Raw genomic sequence first — 15,959 nt, forward strand, 5'->3', positions numbered from 1 at the left:
GGGGGCCCTCGTCGCACGGGCGGCGGCGCGGGCTCAGATGTGGTGGGGCGGCTTCTCGTCCAGGAAGCGGGCGAGGTCGGCGGCGCTGTCGCCGCCCGCCGTCGGCCGCTCGCCCCACCCGCGATCCGTATCGTCCGAGGACTGCTGCGACAGGGGATCGTCGAAGATCAGCGCGCCGGCCGGCTTCTTGGGGGCCTGCCGGGGCTTCGCGTCCTGGGGATCACGCGGTTCGGGGGCGGGGGCGGTACTCATGCTTCCAGCGTACGTCCGCCCCGGCCGCCCCCGCCCCGCGGCGGAGGGCCGCCGCCCACCCGGGTGCTCCCTCCCCGACACGGCCCGGCCCGGGCCGTCGGGCCGCCTGGCTCTGCTGTCCTTGCCCCATGACGCCCACTCCTTCCGCCGCGAACCCGGCTCCCGCCGCCCCTCCCCCGCCACTGCGCCCGATGGTCGCCCGCGGGCGGGAGGAGGCCCACCGCGCGGCGACACCGCTGGAACTCTTCTTCGACCTGTGTTTCGTGGTCGCGGTCGCCCAGGCCGGGGTGCAGCTGGTGCACGCCGTGGCCGAGGGACACCCGGGCGACGGGGTCCTCAACTACGCGATGGTGTTCTTCGCGGTGTGGTGGGCCTGGATGAACTTCACCTGGTTCGCCTCGGCGTACGACAACGACGACTCGCTCTACCGCGTCGTGACCCTCCTCCAGATCGCCGGTGTCCTGGTGCTCGCGGCCGGGGTCTCGAAGGCCTTCGAGGACCATCAGTTCCTGGCCGTCTGGCTCGGCTACCTGATCATGCGGCTCGCGCTGATCGCGCAGTGGCTGCGGGCGGCGGCGTCCACGACGGGCGACGAGCGGCGCACGGCCCTGCGCTATGCGGCCGGGGTCGCGCTGTGCCAGGTGGGCTGGCTCGGCCTCCTGGTCCTGCCGGAGGGGGCCCGGCCGTGGACGTTCCTGGTGATGGCGGTCGCCGAGATGGCGGTGCCGACGCTCGCGGAGCGGGCGCGGACGACGCCGTGGCACCCGCACCACATCGCCGAGCGGTACGGCCTGTTCACGATCATCATGCTCGGCGAGACGATCGCCGCGGCGACGATCGCGGTGAAGTCGGCCATCGACGAGAACGACGCGCTCGGGGAACTGCTGCCCATCGCCGTCGGAGGCCTCCTGTTGATCTTCGCCGCGTGGTGGATCTACTTCGTGGTGCCGATCCACGGCCATCTGCGCTCCAACCAGCAGGCGTTCCTGTGGGGCTACGGCCACTACGTGATCTTCGGCTCGGCGGCGGCGATCGGCGCGGGCATCGAGGTGGCGGTGGAGCAGGCGGTCGGCAAGGCGCACATCTCGGAGACGGCGGCGTCGGCGGCGGTGACGATCCCGGCGGCGGTGTATCTGTTCACGGTGTGGCTGTTGCACTCGCGCCACTTCAAGGTGGGACTCGCCCAGCAACTGGTGCTTCCGGTCACGGCGGTGGCGATCCTGGCGTGCACGTTCGCGGGCCGCTGGGCGGTGCTCGCGGCGGGAGTCGTGGCGGCGCTGGCGGTGGTGGTCGGGGTGACGCTGACGTCCCGGATGGTGCGGTCCGAGCGCGCCGCCTGACAGCGGCCGCGACGGGGCGCCGACCTGCTCGGAGCGCCCGGCCCCCTCCCGGCGAAGCCCGTGCCCCCGGGGGACACCCGCGCTCGCGAAGCTCGTGATACGCATGCCGCATGACGACATCTGACGCACCTGGACATGAGGCAGGGACGCGGGACAAGTCGGCCGGGGCGCTGACCGACGTCGCGGGGTTGCGGGTGGGGCACGCGGGCCGGATGGGAGACGGCTGGCTCAGCGGGACGACCGTCGTGCTCGCGCCGGAGGGCGGTGCCGTGGCGGCCGTGGACGTGCGCGGCGGCGGCCCGGGCACCCGGGAGACGGACGCGCTCGACCCGCGGAACCTGGTGCAGCGGGTGGAGGCCATCGTCCTGACGGGCGGCAGTGCGTACGGCCTCGACGCGGCGACCGGGGTGATGGCCTGGTTGGAGGAGCAGGAGCGCGGTGTGCGGGTGGGGCCTGAGCCGTCGCACGTGGTGCCGGTGGTGCCCGCGGCGTGCGTGTTCGACCTGGGGCGCGGCGGCACGTTCCGGGCGCGGCCTGACGCGGCGTTCGGGCGGGCGGCGGCGGAGGACGCGGCGGCGCGCGCGAGCGGCCACGCGGTGGCCGAGGGCAATCTGGGCGCGGGCACCGGCGCGGTGGTGGGCCAGCTCAAGGGCGGCATTGGCACGGCGAGCACGGTCCTCGACTCGGGCGTGACGGTGGCCGCCCTGGTGGTGGCGAACGCGGCGGGGTCGGGGGTGGATCCGTCGACAGGGGCGTTGTACGGGCGGTTCTTCGAGGGGGCGCCGGTCGAGCTGCCCGCGGCCGAGGTCCATGAGGCGGCCCGGCGGCGCCTCGCCGAGGTGGCGGCGCGCAACGGCCGTCCTCCGCTGAACACCACGCTCGCGGTGGTCGCCACCGACGCCCAGCTCAGCAAGGCCCAGGCGCAGAAGCTCGCGGGCACCTCGCACGACGGCATGGCGCGGGCGGTGCGCCCGGTGCACCTGTTGAACGACGGGGACACGGTGTTCGCCCTGGCCACCGGCGAGCATCAGCTGGACGCCGCGAACCCCCTCGCGCTGAACGAGGTCCTGGCGGCGGGCGCGGACATGGTGACCCGGGCGATCGTCAGGGCCCTGCTGGCGGCCGAGCCGGTGGAGACCCCGGGCGGCACCTTCCCGTCCTACCGAAGTCTGTACCCATCCAGTCCGAACGGCGAGCGCGGCGAAGCCGGTGATCCCAGCCCGTCCGGCGTTTGAGGACGAGGCGCGAAGCGCCAAAAAGAGGGGGAAAGGGGCGAAGCCCCATATATAGCCCACAGCACCCCAAGTGCCGCCAAGGCAAAGGACCTTGAAAACAGCCGCGGGCGCAGCCATGTGCCAGCGCTCACATCCGTGCCCCGGAACCATTCTTCCGCCGGACGACTCCTTACCCGTACTGGATCAGACCACGTACTACCGAGAACGTGCTGAACGCAGACCGAATGGGAGCAGCCCGTGACAACGCCGGACCTTGCAGCGCAGCCTCAGCACCGTCGCCGTCGGCGGGTCATGCTGGCGACCGCCGCGCTCGCGGCCGTCGGCGCGCTGACCCTCACGGCCTGCGGTGGTGACGCCGACGCCAAGGACGACAAGAAGTCCGGTTCGGCGAAGGACGCGTCCGGCGCGCAGATATCCATCTCCTCCAAGGACGGCGCGACCGACGCCTCGATCAACGCCACCGGCGTGAAGGTCAAGGACGGCAAGCTGACCAGCGTCAAGATGACGCAGGTGACGTCCGGCGCCGCGGTCGAGGGCTCCATATCCGCCGACGGCAGCACCTGGAAGCCCAAGGCGCAGCTGGAGCGCGGCACGAAGTACAAGGTCACCGCCAACGCCAAGGACGGTGACGGCCGCCCGGCGACGGAGAACGCGACGTTCACGACGGTGTCGTCGGCGAACAGCTTCATCGGCTCGTACGCGCCGGACGGCGGCACCACCGTCGGCGTGGGCATGCCGGTGTCGTTCAACTTCGACAAGGCGATCACCAACAAGAAGGACGTGCAGTCGCACATCACGGTCACGTCCAGCAGCGGGCAGAAGGTCGTCGGCCACTGGTTCGGCAACCAGCGCCTGGACTTCCGGCCGCAGGACTACTGGAAGGCCGGCTCCAAGGTCACGATGAAGATCGCCCTGGACGGTGTGAAGGGCGGTAACGGCATCACCGGCGTCCAGAACAAGACGGTCACCTTCACCATCGGCCGCAAGCAGGTCTCCACCGTCGACGTGGGCGCCAAGAAGATGACGGTCGAGCGGGACGGCAAGGTCCTCAAGTCCGTGCCGATCTCCGCGGGCAGCCCGCAGAACCCCACGTACAACGGCCAGATGGTGATCTCCGAGAAGTTCGTCCAGACGCGGATGAACGGCTCGACGGTCGGCTTCGGCGGCGAGTACGACATCAAGGACGTACCGCATGCCATGCGTCTGTCGACGTCCGGCACGTTCATCCACGGCAACTACTGGAGTTCGCCCTCCATCTTCGGTAGCACCAATACCAGCCACGGCTGTGTGGGGCTCCAGGATGTGCAAGGGGCGCAGGGCGACACGATGGGCAAGTGGTTCTACGACAACTCGCTGATCGGCGACATCGTGACGGTCAAGGGTTCGCCGGACAAGACCATCGCCCCCGACAACGGCCTGAACGGCTGGAACATGTCGTGGAGCCAGTGGACGGCCGGCAGCGCCGAGTGACGCGGACCTGACCGACATCACCACAAAAGGGGCGCGCGTGACGCCCCGAAGGGCGCACTCGGGGCGCCAACGGAGCGAGCCGCACGGGAACTTGCCGTGCGGCTCGATCGTTTTCCTGTTCCCGGACATGATGTCGGACCCAGGGGCTACGGTATGCACGCACAAGGTGACATGCAGCAACGCCGGAAGCATCCGGGAGTATCCGTGAGCGTGCCGTACGAGACCGCGTACGAACCACCAGAGCCGCCCGAGCCCCTCAGTCCCGAGGAGCACCTCGAGCGACTGCTCAGCCGCGCGCTGAACTCCTTCGACCTGCCGGACGACACGGTCCGGCGCCTGGAGCGGTCCCTGGCCTACGACAGTTCGCTGCACTCCGCGCACCACAGCGCGGGCCTGCACCGCGAGACGTACCGCCACACCTGGCTGCTCGCCGACGGCAGCGCCCTCACCCTGTGGGAGCTGGTGCACAACGCGGGCCCGGGCAGCCAGGCACAGTACGAGCTGTATCTGGACGAGGAGGAGGCCGGAGTCGCCACCGCGCGCCTACCGCTGCCGCCCGACACCCCGGCAGGGGACCTGCCGGTCGTCCTCCAGCTGACCACGGCGCACGGGCCCCGGCACACGTACGTGCCGGACGACTCGGCCGACCACGCGCGCCGGCTGCTGCGCCGGGCGGAGAACCCCGCGGGCGGGGACCGGCCCGGCAAGGACATGGCGCGCCTGTTGCGCTCGGCCTTCGCCCACCAGATCACCCAGGCCTTCGGCCGTTCGGGGCTCACGGGCGAGGCCCGGCTCGGCTTCTCGCTGTACGAGCACGCCTTCCTGCTCTTCGACGGCTCGGAAGTCAGCCTGTGGGAGGTCGAGCACACGGCGACGACCGACGGCCGCCACATGTGCGAGGTGTATGTGAGCGAGCCCGCGGCGCGCGCGGCGATGGAGCGGCGGGCCCGGGCGTTCCCGGTGACGCGCAGCCGCTAGCCGCCCCGGCGCACCCATGCCCGGGGCCGGGGCCGAGGCCGGGGTCTAGTCGCGCCCCTTGCCGAACTGCCGGACCAGTCCGGCGAAAGCATCCCGCTCGGCCGCCGTCAGCTGCACGGACTCCGCGCCCGGCGGGCCCGACTGGACGGGCAGCGAGCGCAGCGCGGCACCGCCCGATGGCTGCGGTCCGGCCCCCCGGGCACGGCGTGCGCGCAGGAAGGTCACGGCCCAGAGGGTGGTCACGGCGGCGAACAGCGCCACAGTTGTCTGCTGAACGATCGAAGCACCGTCGAACATGTCGCTCAGTAGACAACAGCCGCCAGCCGAACAACAGGGGCGTTTATGGGACTTTGGCCTTGAAGTGACGCATCTCCCATCGGGCGGGGCGATCCGGGCGTCAGGATTCCGGTTCTCGCTCGCCGGTGACGAGGCCCGCCATCCGCACGCAGATCGCGGGGAGTTCGGGGGCTTCGAGGTCCCAGTCCTCGGTGTCGATGCCCGCGAGCAGGCAGGATGCCCACAAGGTCGCGAGCAGCCGGGCGGCGGCGTCGGCGCGGGCCTCGCTCGCGGCCGGGGCCTGGCGGTGGATGACGTGCGTGGCGTGCTCGATCAGGGCGGGTTCGAGGAGCCAGCGGATGCCCGCGCCGGTCTCGATGAGGAAGCCGGAGTAGACGGCGAGGAAGACGCGGTCGGACTCCGTGGGCCGCACGAGGCCGGCCCGCGCCTGCTCGGTGAGGTCGGTGACCATGCCGAGCAGGCTGCTGAGGTGACTCTGCTGAAGCTGACTCACGGTGGCCCCCACGGGTGTGGCCCGCTCCCGGGCGCCCCTGCCGCAGTACCAGCAGTATGCCCACGCGGAGGGGGCCGGGGAACGTCCGATCAGACGGCGGCCGGAACCGGTGACTCGTCCACGGCTGCGTCCGCCGCGCCCGGCCCGTGGGTGACGGGCGTCTTCCGGGCGCTCTTGAGCAGCACCACCACGGCCGCCGACACGCACACGCCGGCGGCGATCGCGAGCAGGTAGAGCAGGGGCCGGCCGATGAGCGGCACCACGAAGACACCGCCGTGCGGGGCGCGCAGCGTGCAGCCGAACGCCATCGAAAGGGCGCCCGTGACCGCGCCTCCCGCCATCGACGCGGGGATGACCCGCAGCGGGTCGGCGGCCGCGAAGGGGATCGCGCCCTCGGTGATGAAGGAGGCGCCGAGGAACCATGCCGCCTTGCCGTTCTCCCGCTCGGCCGGGGTGAACAGGCGGCCCCGGACGGTCGTCGCGAGGGCCAGGGCGAGCGGCGGCACCATGCCCGCGGCCATCACGGCGGCCATCACCTTCAGCGAGCCGTCGGTGGGGTGGGTGAGGCCGCCGACGGCGAAGGCGTACGCGACCTTGTTGAGCGGGCCGCCGAGGTCGAAGCACATCATCAGGCCGAGGATCACGCCCAGGATGACGGCGTTGGCGCCGGACAGGCCCTCCAGCCAGTCGGTCAGGGCGCTCTGGAGCGAGGCGATGGGCTTGCCGACGACGAGGAACATCAGGAAGCCGACGACCGCGGCGGAGACCAGCGGGATCACGACCACCGGCATGATGCCGCGCAGCACGGCGGGGACGCGGATCCGCTGGATGCCCAGGACGACGGCGCCCGCGAGCAGCCCCGCCGCGAGGCCGCCCAGGAAGCCCGCCTTGATGGTGACGGCGACCGAGCCGCCGACGAAGCCCGGCACGAGGCCCGGCCGGTCGGCCATGCCGTACGCGATGTAGCCCGCGAGGACGGGGACCAGGAAGGCGAAGGCGAGGCCGCCGGTCTGGAAGAGCAGGGCCGCCCAGCTGGTGTGGTCGGTCCAGGCGAAGTGCTCCGCCACGGACGGGGCCTTGTCGATCTTCCAGCCGCCGATGGCGAAGCCGAGCGCGATGAGGAGGCCGCCCGCGGCGACGAACGGCACCATGTAGCTGACGCCGGACATCAGCCACTTGCGCAGCTTGGTGGCGTAACTGTCGCCGCTGTCGCCCGCGGTGTCCACGGGGCTTGGGCGCGCCGGGGCCGTGACCTCGCCGCGGGCGGCCTTCTCCCGCGCTTCCGCGATGAGTTCGGCGGGGCGGTTGACGCCCGCCTTGACGCCCACGTCGACGGTGGGCTTGCCCGCGAAGCGGGACTTGTCGCGTACGGGGACGTCGTGGGCGAAGATCACCGCGTCGGCCCGTTCGACGGTCTCGGGGTCGAGGCGGGTGAAGCCCGCGGAGCCCTGGGTCTCCACCGTGAGGACGACGCCTGCCTCGCGGGCGGCCTTCTCCAGGGCCTCGGCGGCCATGTAGGTGTGGGCGATGCCGGTGGGGCAGGAGGTGACGGCGATGATGCGGAAGCGCTCGGTCCCGCCCTCCGCCGAAGGCTCACCCGCCTCGGGCGCGTCCGCCGAAGGCGCGCCCACCGAAGGCGCATCCGCCGAAGGCGCGCCCACCGAAGGCGCATCCGCCGAAGGCGCGCCCACCGAAGGCGCATCCGCCGAAGGCGCGCCCACCGAAGGCACGCCCGCCGGGGCCTCACCCGTCGGTGCCTCGTCCGCCTGAGGCCCCCTGTCCGAGGGCCCGGCGCCCGCCGCCGTGGGGGCCCGGTCGCCCCGGACCAGCGCCGCCGCGTCCGCCGCCGCGTCCACGGCACGCAGCGCCGCCGTGAAATCGGCGTCCATCAACTGTCGTGCCAGGGACGAAAGGATCGTGAGGTGGGCGTCGTCGGCGCCGGTGGGGGCCGCGATGAGGAAGACGAGGTCGGCGGGGCCGTCGGGGGCGCCGAAGTCGATGCCCCGCGCGCTGCGGCCGAAGGCCAGGGTGGGCTCGGTGACGTGGGCGCTGCGGCAGTGCGGGATGCCGATGCCGCCGTCGAGGCCGGTGGGCATCTGGGCCTCGCGGGCGGCCACGTCGGCGAGGAAGCCGTCCAGGTCGGTGACGCGGCCGAGGGCCACCATGCGCTCGGCGAGGGCGCGGGCCGCCGCCTCCTTGGTGTCGGCGGACCGGTCGAGGTCGAGGTCGACCAACTCCGCGGTGATGATGGCGTGGTTCTCGCTCATCGCGGGCTCCTTTGCACGCGGGCGGCCCGGGGACACGGGCGGGAGAGGGGACGGGGTCAGGCGGCGGGCTCGGTCAGGACGAGGTCGAGCGGGACCCGGTCGGTGACGGTGACGGCGTCCGGTACGAGGTCGGCCGGGGTGGGCATCAGGCTGCCGGGGAGCTGGACGGCGGCGGCGCCGTGCGCGACGGCGGCGGCGAGGGCGCGCGGCCCGGTGCCGCCCGCCACGAGGAGGCCGGCGAGGGAGCTGTCACCCGCGCCCACGGTGCTGCGAACGGCGTCGACGCGGGCGTGCCCGAAGTACGTGCCCGAGTCGTCGACGAGGAGTTGACCGTCGGCGCCGAGGCTGGCGAGGACGGCGCGGGCGCCGCGCTCACGCAGTTCACCTGCGGCCTTGAGGGCGTCGCCGACGGTGGCGAGGGGGCGGCCGACGGCCTCGGCCAGCTCCCCGGCGTTCGGCTTGACGACATCCGGGCGCCCGGCGAGGGCGGCGAGGAGGGCCGGGCCCGAGGTGTCGAGCGCGAGCCGGGCCCCGGCGGCGTGGCAGCGGTCGGCCAGGTCCGCGTACCAGGACGGGGGGAGGCCGCGCGGGAGGCTGCCGCAGCAGGCGATCCAGTCGGCGCGGGCGGAGTGCGCGGCGACGGCGGCGAGCAGGGCCTCGCTCTCCGCCGCGGTGAGTTCGGGGCCCGGGGCGTTGATCTTCGTGAGGGTGCCGTCCGGTTCGGCCACGGAGATGTTCGACCGGGTGGGGCCGGTGACCGGGACCGGGGCGACATCGATGCCCTGCTCGTCGAGGAGCCGGGCGACGAGGGCGCCGGGGGCGCCGCCGAGCGGGAGCACGGCGAGGGTGGGCACGCCGGCGGCGGCGAGTGCCCGGGAGACGTTGACGCCCTTGCCGCCCGGGTCCATGCGGTCGCCGGTGGCGCGGACGACCTCGCCGCGGGTGAGGGCGGGGACCTCGTACGCGCGGTCGAGGGAGGGGTTCGGGGTGACGGTGAGGATCATGCGCGCACCACTTCCGTGCCCGCGCGCTCGATGGCGGCGGCGTCGTCGGGGCTGAGGCCCGTGTCCGTGATCAGCAGGTCCACGTCGGTGAGGTCGCCGAAGCGGGCGAAGTGCTCCTGGCCGTACTTGCCGCTGTCGGCGAGCAGGACGACGCGGCGGGCGGCGGCGACGGCGGCGCGCTTGACGGCGCTCTCGGCGAGGTCGGGGGTGGTCAGGCCGTGCGCGGCCGAGAAGCCGTTCGCGGCGAGGAAGAGGACGTCGGCGCGGATCTCCGCGTACGCGCGCAGGGCCCAGGCGTCGACGGCGGCGCGGGTGCGGTGCCTGACGCGGCCGCCGACCAGGTGGAGCTGGATGCCCGGGTGGTCGGCGAGGCGGGCGGCGGTGGGCAGGCTGTGGGTGACCGCGGTGAGGGCGGACTCCAGGGGGAGCTGGGCGGCCAGGCGGGCGACGGTGGAGCCCGCGTCGAGGATGACCGTGCCGTCGCCGTCGGCGGGCAGCTCGGCGAGGGCGGCGCGGGCGATGCGGTCCTTCTCCTCGGCGGCGGTGCCCTCGCGCTCCGCGAGGTCCGGCTCGAAGTCCAGGCGGCCTGCCGGGATCGCGCCGCCGTGCACCCGGCGCAGGAGGCCCGCGCGGTCCAGGGCCTTCAGGTCGCGCCGGACGGTCTCGGCGGTGACCTGGAACTCGGCGGCGAGCGAGAGGACGTCGACGCGGCCGCCCTCTCGGGCCAGGCGCAGGATCTCCTGCTGCCGCTCTGGCGCGTACATGACTTGGGGCCTCCCGCTTGTGCCCGGGTGTGTGGGTTCTCTTGGATCGTACGGAGACTCCGGGCGGAAGTAAACAGAATCGGGCGCAGGGTGGACACAAACGGGCCCCGCCAAGGTGGGGGCAGCCTTGGCGGGGCCTGAGCAGAGTGGGGGCGGGCCCAGCGCCCGCCCCCACGGAGGGGCCTCAGGAAGTGAGGGCCGGCTCGCGGTCCTTGCGGGTGACGTCGTCGGGGGCCTGCTCGCCCTCCGCGCCCGCCGCGCCTTCGACGTGTTGCGCCGGGCGCCGCGGCAGCCCCAGCATCAGCAGGAAGATGACGACCAGGACGCCGAACACCCACCACAGCGCGTTCTGGAACCCGTGGGCGAACTCGTCGGCGACCCGCTGCGGCACCACGTGCTCGTCCATGGCGCCGAAGAAGACCACGGAGACCAGGCCGAGGCCGAGCGCGTTGCCCATCTGCTGCACGGTGTTGATGAGGCCGGACGCGGAGCCCGCGTGCTCGCGCGGGACCTCGGAGAGGACCGCGTCCGTCAGCGGGGCCACGATGAGGCCCATGCCGAGGCCCATCACCACGAGGGGCAGCGCCATCTGCCAGGGAGCGATGTCCGCGCCGTACCGGCCGGCCTCCCAGATGTAGATGAGGACGCCCGAGGCCATGGTCAGGGCGCCCGCCTGGAGGACCTTGCGGCCGAAGCGCGGCACCAGCTTCTGCACGGAGATGCCCGCGGCGACGGACACGGCGATGGAGAAGGGCACGCCGGTCAGGCCCGCGCGCAGCTCGCTCCAGCCGAGGCCGACCTGCATGTACATGGTCCAGACGAGGAAGAAGATGCCGAGCGAGACGCCGAACACGGTCTGCACGGCGATGCCCGCGGCGAAGCTGCGCACCTTGAACAGGGACAGCTCCACGAGGGGCGAACCGTCACGGGCGGCCTTGCGCCGCTCGTAGGCGACGAGGGCGCCGAACACCACGACCGCGCCCGCCATCATCGCGTACCCCCACAGCGGCCAGCCCAGCTCGCGGCCGCGCGTCAGCGGATACAGGAGCATCAGCAGACCGGCGGTGACCAGGACGACGCCGACGACGTCGAGCCGCAGGGCGCGCGGCGCCTTGGACTCGGTGATGAACCTTTGCCCGAGCAGCAGACCAGCGATGCCGACCGGCAGGTTGATGAGGAAGATCGGGCGCCATTCGAGACCGAGGATGTTCCACTCCGTCAGGAGCGCGCCGAGCAGCGGCCCGGACACCGCGCCGAGCCCCACCACCATGCCGAACAGGCCGAAGACCTTGCCGCGCTCGTGCGCCGGGAACGTGGCGTGCACGATCGAGAGCACCTGCGGCACCATCAGCGCGGCCATCGCGCCCTGGAGGATGCGGGACGCGACGAGCATCTCGGGGTTCGCGGCGAAGCCGCACAGCGCCGAGGCGACGGTGAAGCCGGCGATGCCGATGAGGAATATCTTCTTGCGGCCGTAGATGTCGCCGAGCCGTCCGCCGGTGATGAGGCCCGCGCCGAGCGCGAGAGCGTACCCGGCGGTGATCCACTGGATCTGGCTGAACGTGGCGCCCGCGTCCCGCTGGATGGAGGGGATCGCGATGTTCACGATCGTCACGTCGACGAGGTCCATGAAGGCGGCGGTCATCACGATCGCGAGGGCGAACCACCGGCGCCGGTCGGACGGTGCCCCTGGGGAGGGAGCAGCCGTGGTGGGGGTGCTGGGAGAAGTCATGCCGTCAGGCTAGGGGTCGTATAGGTCAGGTCATGACCTAGTTCTGCGGAATCATGGGGTCACGTTCCCGGTGGACCGGTGAACACGAAGCCACGGCGGCGGGAGGCCCCTCATGACCACGGACACACCGGCACGGCTCCTGCAACTGCTCTCCCTGCTCCAGACCCCGCGCGAATGGCCCGGCGGCGAGCTGGCCGACCGGCTCGGGGTCTCGCGCCGCACGGTCCGCCGGGACGTCGACCGGCTGCGGGAACTCGGTTATCCGGTGCGGGCGTCGCAGGGCGCGAGCGGTGGCTACCGGCTCGTCGCGGGCAAGGCGATGCCGCCGCTCGTCCTGGACGACGAGGAGGCCGTGGCCATCGCGGTGGGGCTGCGCGCCGGGGCCGGGCACGCCGTCGAGGGCGTCGAGGAGGCCTCGGTGCGGGCCCTCGCCAAGCTGGAGCAGGTCCTGCCGTCCCGGCTCCGCCACCGGGTGTCCGCGCTCGGCGCCGCGACGATGTCGCTGACCAGCGGGGACGGCGCGCGGATCGCGCCGGAGACGCTGACGGTGATCGCGTCGGCGACGGCCGCGCACGAGCAGCTGCGGTTCGCCTACGAGGCCAAGGACGGCACCCCGTCGCGGCGCCTGGCCGAGCCGCACCGGCTGGTGTCCACCGGGCGGCGCTGGTACCTGGTCGCGTTCGACCTGGAGCGGCAGGACTGGCGTACGTTCCGCGTGGACCGGGTGTCGGAGCCGTTCGCCACGGCGGTGCGGTTCGCGCCGCGGATGCTGCCGGGCGGGAGCGCGGACGCCTATGTGCGCCGGAGCGTGCTCGCGCGGCGGCCGGAGGCCTCGGCGTACGAGGTGGACGTCGAGTTCCACGCGCCCCTGCACCGGGTGCGGGGGCGGCTGCCCGCCGCGCTCGGTGAGCTGGCCGCGGTCGGCGACGACCGCTGCCGGCTGCGCGGGACGGTGACCGAGCCCGTGGAGTGGGTGGCGGGCCGGCTCGTCTGGGTCGAGTGCGACTTCACCGTGCGCGGGCCCGACGAGCTGGTGTCGCGCGTGCGGGAGCTGGGGCGCAGGCTCAGCGCGGCGGTGGACCGCGCCGGAAGCTGAGACCCGCCCTGGAGCGGGGCGGCGGGCGCGGGCGGGGCGGGCCCGCCCGGTGCCGCTCGGCGGCGGGCGCTAGGCCGCCGCGTCGAAGCCGGTGTCGCGCGCCAGCTTCTTCAGCTCGAGGAGGGCGTGCTTCTCTATCTGGCGGATGCGCTCGCGCGTCAGGCCGTGCTCCTTGCCCACCTCGGTGAGGGTGCGCTCGCGGCCGTCGTCGATGCCGTACCGCATCTTGATGATGGAGGCGGTGCGCTGGTCGAGGCGGCCGATGAGGTCGTCCAGCTCCTCGCTGCGGAGCAGCGTGAGGACGGACTGCTCGGGGGAGACCGCGGAGGTGTCCTCCAGGAGGTCGCCGAACTGGGTCTCGCCCTGGTCGTCCACCGGCATGTTCAGCGAGACGGGGTCGCGGGCCCAGTCGAGGACGTCCGTGACGCGCTCGGGGGTCGACGCCAGCTCGGCGGCGATCTCGGTGGCCTCCGGCTCGCGGCCGTGCTCGCGGTTGAACTCGCGCTGCACGCGGCGGATCCGGCCCAGCTCCTCCACGAGGTGCACGGGGAGCCGGATGGTGCGCGACTGGTCCGCGATGGAGCGGGTGATGGCCTGGCGGATCCACCAGGTGGCGTACGTGGAGAACTTGAAGCCCTTGGCGTAGTCGAACTTCTCGACCGCGCGGACCAGGCCCGCGTTGCCCTCCTGGATGAGGTCGAGCAGGGGCAGGCCGCTGCGCGGATAGCGGCGGGCGACGGCGACCACCAGGCGGAGATTCGACCGGATGAAGACGTCCTTGGCGCGCTCGCCGTCGGCGACGAGGGCGCGCAGCTCGTCCTCGGACGCGGTCACGGCCGACTTCTCCTCGACCTCGCCCTCGAGGATCTTCTGGGCATAGACGCCGGCCTCGATGATCTGGGACAGCTCGACTTCCTTCGCGGCGTCGAGCAGAGGTGTCCGCGCTATCTCGTCGAGATACATGCCGACCAGGTCGCGGTCGGCGATCTCGCCGCCTGAAGCGCGAACACTGCGTGCCGCGACGGTCTCGCCGGTGTCGGCGGACTTGCGACGGGCGACGGCACGGGTTGCCATGCGTGCTCCCTTGCGTGGTTGTCACTGGTCGGTCCGGCTGTGACCCGTGGTGGCGGGCGGGCCGGGCGGTCCGGTGTGGACCTGTGGTGGACGGCACACCCTCCCAGGTGCCCCGCATCCGATGGATACAACGACTGGAATCCGGACAGAATTCCCAACCGGCGCTTCTGTTTTCCTGATCATGCAGTACCCTGTCCCGCCACACGGGGAGGCCGGATGCCACAGGAACCCACAGACGTGCAGGTCAGACCGGGCGAGGAGGCGGACCTCGGGGCCCTCACGGAGATCTACAACCACTACGTCCGTGAGACAGCCGTCACATTCGACACCGTCCCGTTCCTGCCGGAAGAGAGACGCCGCTGGCTGCTCTCCCACCCCAAAGACGGCCCGCACCGCCTGATGGTTGCCCAGGCTGGCAAATCGGGGAAACCTGACATTCTCGGCTATGCCACGTCCGGCCCGCTGCGGGCGAAGCCGGCCTACGCGACCTCCGTGGAGGTCAGCGTCTACTGCGCCCCGCGGGCGGCCGGGCGTGGCGTCGGCACCCTGCTCTACCGCGCCCTCTTCGCCGCCCTCGCGGGCGAGGACCTGCACCGGGCGTACGCGGGCATCGCGCTGCCCAACGCGGCCTCGGTGCGACTGCACGAACGATTCGGCTTCCGGCACATCGGTACGTACGCGGAGGTCGGCCGGAAGTTTCACCGCTACTGGGACGTGGCCTGGTACGAGCTGCCCCTAGGGCCTAGGGACTAGTCCCGCAGACCGTTACCCGCGGGGGCGGCGCGCGCCTAGCGTGCCGCCATGAACGAGATCAGCGCGGCCCCGGCCGGCTCCGGCCCCGCCCCCGACTCCAGCGGTGTCCTCGACGAAGCTCTCCAGCGCCTGCACGCGAGCGGCCCCGAGCGGGTCGTGCGCCTCACCAACCACGGGCCGATGGCCGTCGAGTCGCTTGTGCACAACGGCCAGGCCCGCACCGTGCACCGCTGGCTCGACTACTACCGCCACAAGCTGGAGGACATGCCCGCGCGCGTGTCCCCGATCACCGACGCGAACTGGCGCGAGGCCCTCGGCGAGCCGCGCCGGGCCGCCGACTGGATCGACTTCTTCTCGCACGCCCTCGCCGAGCGGCCCTGGCGCGAGGTGCTCGCCACCTGGTGGCCGGTGCTGCTCCCCGGCATCGCGGGCGGCTCCACGCACCCGGTGATCCGCGTCGGGCACGCCGTGCGCGCCCTCACCGGCCCTGGCGGCGAGACCGCGCCCCGGGTCGCCGAGCTGGCGCACGGCCTCGGCTACTGGGCGGCCCGGCACAGCCCGCTGCCGCCGCGCGCGCCCCGCACCCTGCCGTCGGCGGCCGACGCGGCCACCGCGCTCGCCGCCGTCGAGCCCGTCCCGGTCCAGGACGGGGGGCTTCCGGACCGCTTCGCGCAGCTGGCCTCCGCGCCCGTGTGGCCCACCGTCCCGGCCACGGACCCGGAGACCGCGCGCGCCCGCCTCGGCGACCTCGTCACCGCCGCCGTGCACCGGTACGCCACCCACGGCCACGCCGAGCCGATCATGCTGGTGCACGCGGCGACCGCGCCGAACGCCGTCCTGCGCACCCTGCCCGCGCTCCCCCGCGAGCTGTGGCCCGCGTCCCTCGACGCGGCCTGGGCGGCGAGCGCCGCCGTCACCGCCGCGTACGCCCCGCCCGCCCCGGCACCGGCCGACGAGCTGCGCACCGCGTACGACGAGGCCCGGCGCAGCGGCTTCGACGAGATCTTCGCGCGGGCCGCGGCGCACGGCGACGACCACACGATCAAGTTCGCGGACACCGCCCTGGACGTCGGCGACGAGCGGGCGCGCGCGGCCGCGCTGCGGGGCGTGCAGCTCAACCCACCCGCGCTCTGAGCGCGTTCGCGGGCCCCGCGGCGGCTCGCCCGGCTCCGGGCGCCCCTGCCGGGGGCACAGGAAAGCCTCG

General features: G+C 73.2%; 15 protein-coding genes. 7 read left to right on the forward strand and 8 right to left on the reverse strand.

What is annotated here, in order from left to right:
- Positions 1-33: 33 nt before the first annotated feature.
- Positions 34-252 (reverse strand): hypothetical protein, encoded by a 219-nt coding sequence (locus tag AC07GB_RS24220; RefSeq protein WP_478848720.1) that lies wholly within the window; start codon positions 250-252, stop codon positions 34-36.
- A 128-nt stretch (positions 253-380) separates the two neighbouring features.
- Here AC07GB_RS24220 and AC07GB_RS24225 point away from each other — a divergent pair, with 128 nt between their 5' ends.
- From AC07GB_RS24225 to AC07GB_RS24240, 4 genes are all read left to right on the forward strand, one after another.
- A complete protein-coding gene (locus AC07GB_RS24225) occupies positions 381-1,592 on the forward strand; it encodes a low temperature requirement protein A (RefSeq protein WP_478848722.1) in 1,212 nt (403 codons plus the stop codon).
- Positions 1,593-1,702: 110 nt separating this feature from the next.
- On the forward strand, positions 1,703-2,827 hold the full coding sequence (locus tag AC07GB_RS24230) for a P1 family peptidase (RefSeq protein WP_478848724.1): 1,125 nt from the start codon (positions 1,703-1,705) through the stop codon (positions 2,825-2,827).
- Between the two features lie 237 nt (positions 2,828-3,064).
- On the forward strand, positions 3,065-4,297 hold the full coding sequence (locus AC07GB_RS24235) for a L,D-transpeptidase (RefSeq protein WP_478848726.1): 1,233 nt from the start codon (positions 3,065-3,067) through the stop codon (positions 4,295-4,297).
- A gap of 204 nt (positions 4,298-4,501) precedes the next feature.
- Positions 4,502-5,275 (forward strand): DUF6227 family protein, encoded by a 774-nt coding sequence (locus tag AC07GB_RS24240; RefSeq protein WP_478848728.1) that lies wholly within the window; start codon positions 4,502-4,504, stop codon positions 5,273-5,275.
- Between the two features lie 45 nt (positions 5,276-5,320).
- Here the strand turns inward: AC07GB_RS24240 and AC07GB_RS24245 are convergent, their stop codons facing one another.
- The 6 genes from AC07GB_RS24245 to AC07GB_RS24270 form a co-directional block, all read right to left on the reverse strand.
- Positions 5,321-5,572 (reverse strand): hypothetical protein, encoded by a 252-nt coding sequence (locus tag AC07GB_RS24245; protein ID WP_478848730.1) that lies wholly within the window; start codon positions 5,570-5,572, stop codon positions 5,321-5,323.
- A gap of 100 nt (positions 5,573-5,672) precedes the next feature.
- Positions 5,673-6,065, reverse strand: a complete 393-nt coding sequence (locus AC07GB_RS24250) for a hypothetical protein (protein ID WP_478848732.1) — start codon at positions 6,063-6,065, stop codon at positions 5,673-5,675.
- Between the two features lie 89 nt (positions 6,066-6,154).
- Entirely contained in the window at positions 6,155-8,332 is a 2,178-nt protein-coding gene (locus AC07GB_RS24255; RefSeq protein ID WP_478848734.1) for a PTS fructose transporter subunit IIABC, read from the reverse strand.
- Between the two features lie 56 nt (positions 8,333-8,388).
- On the reverse strand, positions 8,389-9,336 hold the full coding sequence (pfkB, locus tag AC07GB_RS24260) for a 1-phosphofructokinase (protein ID WP_478848736.1): 948 nt from the start codon (positions 9,334-9,336) through the stop codon (positions 8,389-8,391).
- Positions 9,333-10,100 carry a DeoR/GlpR family DNA-binding transcription regulator gene (locus AC07GB_RS24265; RefSeq protein ID WP_478848738.1) on the reverse strand — a complete coding sequence of 256 codons (768 nt, stop codon included), beginning with the start codon at positions 10,098-10,100 and terminating at the stop codon, positions 9,333-9,335. Before AC07GB_RS24265 ends, pfkB begins: the two co-directional genes overlap by 4 nt.
- Before the next feature lie 184 nt (positions 10,101-10,284).
- Positions 10,285-11,832 (reverse strand): MFS transporter, encoded by a 1,548-nt coding sequence (locus tag AC07GB_RS24270; RefSeq protein ID WP_478848740.1) that lies wholly within the window; start codon positions 11,830-11,832, stop codon positions 10,285-10,287.
- 112 nt (positions 11,833-11,944) lie between these two features.
- On the opposite strand from AC07GB_RS24270, the gene AC07GB_RS24275 reads away from it, so the two are divergent.
- A complete protein-coding gene (locus tag AC07GB_RS24275; RefSeq protein WP_478848742.1) occupies positions 11,945-12,928 on the forward strand; it encodes a helix-turn-helix transcriptional regulator in 984 nt (327 codons plus the stop codon).
- Positions 12,929-12,997: 69 nt separating this feature from the next.
- On the opposite strand, the gene AC07GB_RS24280 is transcribed toward AC07GB_RS24275, so the two are convergent.
- On the reverse strand, positions 12,998-14,002 hold the full coding sequence (locus AC07GB_RS24280; RefSeq protein ID WP_478848744.1) for a sigma-70 family RNA polymerase sigma factor: 1,005 nt from the start codon (positions 14,000-14,002) through the stop codon (positions 12,998-13,000).
- A 216-nt stretch (positions 14,003-14,218) separates the two neighbouring features.
- Between AC07GB_RS24280 and AC07GB_RS24285 the strand changes: the two genes are divergently transcribed.
- A complete protein-coding gene (locus AC07GB_RS24285) occupies positions 14,219-14,755 on the forward strand; it encodes an N-acetyltransferase family protein (RefSeq protein ID WP_478848746.1) in 537 nt (178 codons plus the stop codon).
- 48 nt (positions 14,756-14,803) lie between these two features.
- Complete coding sequence (locus AC07GB_RS24290; RefSeq protein WP_478848748.1) at positions 14,804-15,889, forward strand: questin oxidase family protein; 1,086 nt, start codon at positions 14,804-14,806, stop codon at positions 15,887-15,889.
- Positions 15,890-15,959 lie beyond the last annotated feature (70 nt).

This window comes from Streptomyces sp. NPDC045778 (genome assembly GCF_056431945.1).